General features: G+C 44.6%; 6 protein-coding genes. 1 reads left to right on the top strand and 5 read right to left on the bottom strand.

Features of this window, described 5'->3' with window-relative positions:
- Positions 1-370, bottom strand: a 370-nt coding sequence (locus Q0314_RS10880; RefSeq protein WP_298058930.1) for a protein-disulfide reductase DsbD N-terminal domain-containing protein, incomplete at its 3' end; no start/stop codon positions are given.
- 138 nt (positions 371-508) lie between these two features.
- Between Q0314_RS10880 and ppk2 the strand changes: the two genes are divergently transcribed.
- Positions 509-1,318 carry a polyphosphate kinase 2 gene (ppk2, locus tag Q0314_RS10875; protein WP_298058928.1) on the top strand — a complete coding sequence of 270 codons (810 nt, stop codon included), beginning with the start codon at positions 509-511 and terminating at the stop codon, positions 1,316-1,318.
- A gap of 12 nt (positions 1,319-1,330) precedes the next feature.
- On the opposite strand, the gene Q0314_RS10870 is transcribed toward ppk2, so the two are convergent.
- From Q0314_RS10870 to Q0314_RS10855, 4 genes are all read right to left on the bottom strand, one after another.
- Entirely contained in the window at positions 1,331-1,603 is a 273-nt protein-coding gene (locus tag Q0314_RS10870; protein WP_298058925.1) for a hypothetical protein, read from the bottom strand.
- Positions 1,604-1,630: 27 nt separating this feature from the next.
- Positions 1,631-2,212: a hypothetical protein gene (locus tag Q0314_RS10865; RefSeq protein ID WP_298058924.1), complete on the bottom strand. Its 582-nt coding sequence runs from the start codon at positions 2,210-2,212 to the stop codon at positions 1,631-1,633.
- A 1-nt stretch (position 2,213) separates the two neighbouring features.
- Complete coding sequence (locus Q0314_RS10860; RefSeq protein ID WP_298058922.1) at positions 2,214-3,608, bottom strand: hypothetical protein; 1,395 nt, start codon at positions 3,606-3,608, stop codon at positions 2,214-2,216.
- A 233-nt stretch (positions 3,609-3,841) separates the two neighbouring features.
- Positions 3,842-4,416: NapC/NirT family cytochrome c (locus Q0314_RS10855; RefSeq protein ID WP_298058919.1), on the bottom strand; the 575-nt coding region annotated here is incomplete at its 5' end.

Raw genomic sequence — 4,416 nt, 5'->3', positions numbered from 1 at the left:
CTTGCGGTTGGTAGCAGATGCCGTCTTTGGCGCAGCCTTGGTATTCGAGCTTTAGAGTGAAATTTTCGCCGCCGCTAAGCCCTTTTAGCAAATTTATCGGCACGAAAAGGCTAAATTTATCCGTATAAACCTCGCGTTCGTCGTAAATTTCGCCTTTTGGGAAGTTTAGATGCGAGTTTAAAATTTTATCGCCCAGGCTCGCTGCTAGGCTGTCTTTGTAGACGTGGATATTTGGCGCGGGGGCAAATCTAAACTCGACGTTTTGCTCGTCGGCGTGTGCGGTGAGACCGAAGGCTTCTTTGACCGAAAGCGGTTCGGCAAACATAGCGCAGCAAGTCAGAATCGCCGCAAAAATCATCCTAAAAATCATAATATTCCTTGAAATTTTTGTCGTATTTTACACAAGCTCCCATAAAGTCAGCGTTAAATGTTAAATTAAGAGGCGTATTTTAGCTAAATTTTAATTATTTGATAGTAACATTTTAAAAATACCAAAAGGAGGTTTAGAGTGAGTAAAAACAGCACGGATAGCGTGAAATTCGACTACGAGCACGAGCTACGAAAACTACAAATAGAGCTTTTAAAATTTCAAAATCACGTAAAAGAGCAGGGTCTGCGCGTACTCATCATCATCGAGGGGCGCGACGCGGCGGGCAAGGGCGGCTCGATAAAGCGCCTAACCGAGCACCTAAATCCGCGCGGATGCCGTATCGTGGCGCTTGAAAAGCCAAGCGACGTCGAGCGTTCGCAGTGGTATTTCCAGCGTTACGTCGCACATTTGCCAAGCGCCGGCGAGATCGTTATATTTGACCGTTCGTGGTACAACCGCGCGGGCGTCGAGCCGGTGATGGGTTTTTGCACGCAGGAGGAGCACAAGGAGTTTTTGCGCGAGGTGCCTAAATTTGAGGAGATGATCAAAAACTCGGGCATCATTTTCTTTAAATTTTATCTCTCGGTCTCAAAAGAGGAGCAAAAAAAGCGCTTCAAAGAGCGCCTAACCGACCCGCTAAAGCAGTTTAAAATCTCCCCAGTGGATGAAAAAAGCCAGGAGCTCTGGGATCAGTATACCATCGCCAAATACTCGATGCTGCTAGCCTCCAACACGCCGTTTTGTCCGTGGACCATCATCGTTTCAGATAGCAAAAAACAGGCTCGCATAAACCTTTTTAGATACATCCTAGCAAACGTCGAATACCCGAAAAAAATAGACGCCAAAAACTTCGAGTGCGACGAAGGTATCGTAAGGAGCGGCGAGGAGGAGATACGCCAGATGGAGGCAAATCTCAAAAACGAGAAGCTATCTAAGATGAACGGGTAGGGCGAGCTTGGGTTAAATTTGACGTGCGATGCGGGAAAATGAGCTCGCGAAAATTTGCCTAAAATAAGTCAAATTTGACTCGGCTGTTAAATTTATACGCAGGCGGCAAAACCCGCGTCTTTTTGATACGAACGGCGGTAAAATCGGCGCTTGCCTGCTTTGCGGAAATAAATTTGCAAGCGGCGCTATGGCAAATTTAACAAAGTCGATCGGAGCTAAAATTAACTCGAATTTGCCAAATTTCATCGCCACTGGGCAGGTCAAATTTAAACTGTGCAGAGCCATTATCCGCGTATTTTATGCCAAATTTAACTAAATATCCTCCATGTCATCCACGCCGTACCATGCGCCAACGAGCAAAGCCTGAGCCGTCGCCGTTATCGCGGCGTCCGCGTAGTAAAGCACGGAGCCCGGGTTTGCTTTTAGGAAAAGTACCGTGAGACTAGATATGACAGAGACTATAAGCATGACGGCGTGAAATTTAAACAGCGGATTTTGCGTGATACGCGCTAGTCTAAAGTTTAAAATCGTCCAAAAAATCAGCGTAGCTACAAGCAAAACGAGGAATAAAAGCGTAAAAATAGGATCGTAAAACATCCCTGCCAGCAGAGCTGCAGCCGCCGCAATACCTAGCGCCCAATACGCGTGAAACGGCCGCATGAGGTTAGTCTCGCACATAGGCTGAAGCTTTTTAAGCGCCTTATAAAGATAGATTAGCGCGAGTATACTTAGCGCCGTCCAGCTATGCTTTTCTTGAAGTTTTGGGAAAAAGTCCGCAACGTAAAGCACCAAAACCGTAAAAGACATAAAGCAAGCCGAAAGCATTCCCTCTTGCTTTGCTTTTTCGATGATTTGGGCTCTGTCTTCGGTCAAATCTTGTTTGTTTTCGCTCATCTTACTCCTCCTTTATCATAGTCCAAGCGTATAGGTAAAACGCAGTCGGCAGTACGTAGAGTATCACGATGACTAGCGCTGCAAGCAGTATGGAAAAGACTGCCGTAAAATAGCCCATAGATAGCATTATCTGCAGCGCAAAGGCGATAATAAAGCTAGCGATAGCAAAAAATACGTAAGTCTTAAAAAGATTGTTTTCCGTAATCTTTGCAAGACTGAAATTTAACTTAGCCCAAAGGACGGCTAGATAGACGGCGATAGCCAGTATAAAAAGCCCCGCCAGCCCAGTACCAGCAGTAGCAGGTCGGTCCTCTATGCCGCGTATAAAGCCAAACGCTATACCAACTACCGCAAATACGATAGATGCAAAAATCATCTGTTTATAGATGCTAAGCACGTCGGCGTCGTAAATTTCCTCTAGTTTTTTAAGTGCGTACCACATATAAATGGCCGCAGCAAGAAAAAGCACGAAATTTACCGAGCCTTCAAGCAGTTTTATCAGCTGCTCTTGCGACTCGCCGTGCGGCTGCGTAAATATCAGATAAAGCTTGGCAAAAAAAGATACGGCAACGGTCGCTAGCATAAGCCGGCACGAGATGATACCCTGCTTTTTGGCTATTTTTAGCGTTTCTTGTTCGTAAGATTTTTCATGCGCGTTTTCTTTTTTGGTTAGGATTTTATTTGTGCGGCTTTGATCGGCGTCAAATTTGAGCTCCGTTGCTAGCTCGTTACGGCTGCTAAAATTTGGTTCGTTTGTGCTTTGGGCGTTTAAATTTAACCTATCGCCGTGCTGGTTGGTCAAATTTATCTCGATTTCGTCTTGCTCGTTTGAGAAATTTTCCGCATTGATCCACGCCGCGAGTAATACGCCCGAAGTCGCTAAATCAAAAAGCGCATTTGTGAGAGGTACAAATTTGACGGCGGGAGCGATGAGAGCTGGCGAGAGGACCTCTAGCATGCCATAAATAAAGTTTGCGCCCAGGCTAGCGGCAAGCATCCACGCGTAAATGCTAAAAAGCGCGCAGCCTGAGGCCTTTGCGAGTTTGAGATTTATGACAACCCACGCGATAGAGACGGCAAATACGGCAAGCGGTATGATGACGTCAGAGATGAGGCTGAGATAATTTTTATCAAAAACGTAGAGCGCGACCGTGCAGAGGATTACGGCTAAAAAGCCGTTGTAGGCGTATTTAAAGATAGTAAAGACGTTTGAGTTTGATAGCTCCTGCGCACGGACAAGCGCATAGTGGAAAAACGTCAGCGCAAACAGCCACGCTAGCGTGCGAACGATCCAAAACAGGCTCTGATCGCTAGCTAGAAAACTCGCGTTCGCACACAGGATGCAAACTGCGCCGAGGATGCCTTGCGTTCTTGCTTTGTTAAAATTTCTATTCATTTTTTTCTTTCGGTGGTTTTGGTTTTAAATTTGCAAAATTTGACGCTCAAATTTTCGTCAAATTTAAGTGATTGTAAAAGAGAAAATATACATAAATTTGTTTTAAACGGTTATTAAATTTACTGCGTAGTAAGCATTAAATTTAGGCAGTATAGAGATATTGGAAGTTAAATTTATACACTGAGTTAAGTTTAATAGCCCAAATTCACTTGGGCTATTAAATTTAGGAAAGTTTACTTAGTCGCGTTTTTATCCGCCGTAGTTTCTGCTTTTTCCACTTTCACCCCCACATAATCCTCCCCAAAATAAGCCTTCTTTATCTCTTCTTTTTTGATTGCGGCTTTCTTTTCGTAGATTTTGTATTCAGGCTTCCAGTAGTTTAGCATATTGTTTAGCCCGCTGTGGCCTACCTCGGCGTGACAGCTAGCGCAGGTTAGTTGCTTATCGGTATTTAGCAAGCTTTGATAGTGAGCGTGCATCTTTTGAGCCTGGGCTGAGGTTAGCTTATTATCTATCAAATTCGTATGACAGCTAACGCAACCGTTATCAAATACGAAGTGCTCTCTTTTCTCTCTATTTTTATGCCAGTCTATAGCCTCCGGATCTTTAAAGAAATGAATATATCCCTCCATTATTCCATTTTTGGCTTTAACTAAGACGTATTTGGCTAGGTTATCATGAGGTATGTGGCAGTCCACGCATTTAGCCCTTACTCCGCTTTTGCCTTTGCCGCTGTGAACGTCGTTGCTATAGGCTATAACCATAGGATCCATCTCGTGGCATACTACGCAAAACTTCTCTCCGCTAG

Source organism: uncultured Campylobacter sp., assembly GCF_938040115.1.
Lineage (GTDB): Bacteria > Campylobacterota > Campylobacteria > Campylobacterales > Campylobacteraceae > Campylobacter_A.
Note: the sequence above shows the minus strand (reverse complement) of the source record. Positions and strands in the feature narration are given on the sequence as shown.

Excerpts from the sequence above, each read along its gene's own strand:
- Q0314_RS10870 (WP_298058925.1), bottom strand. The coding sequence starts at position 1,603 with ATGGCTCTGCACAGTTTAAATTTGACCTGCCCAGTGGCGATGAAATTT.
- Q0314_RS10865 (WP_298058924.1), bottom strand. The coding sequence starts at position 2,212 with ATGAGCGAAAACAAACAAGATTTGACCGAAGACAGAGCCCAAATCATC.
- Q0314_RS10860 (WP_298058922.1), bottom strand. The coding sequence starts at position 3,608 with ATGAATAGAAATTTTAACAAAGCAAGAACGCAAGGCATCCTCGGCGCA.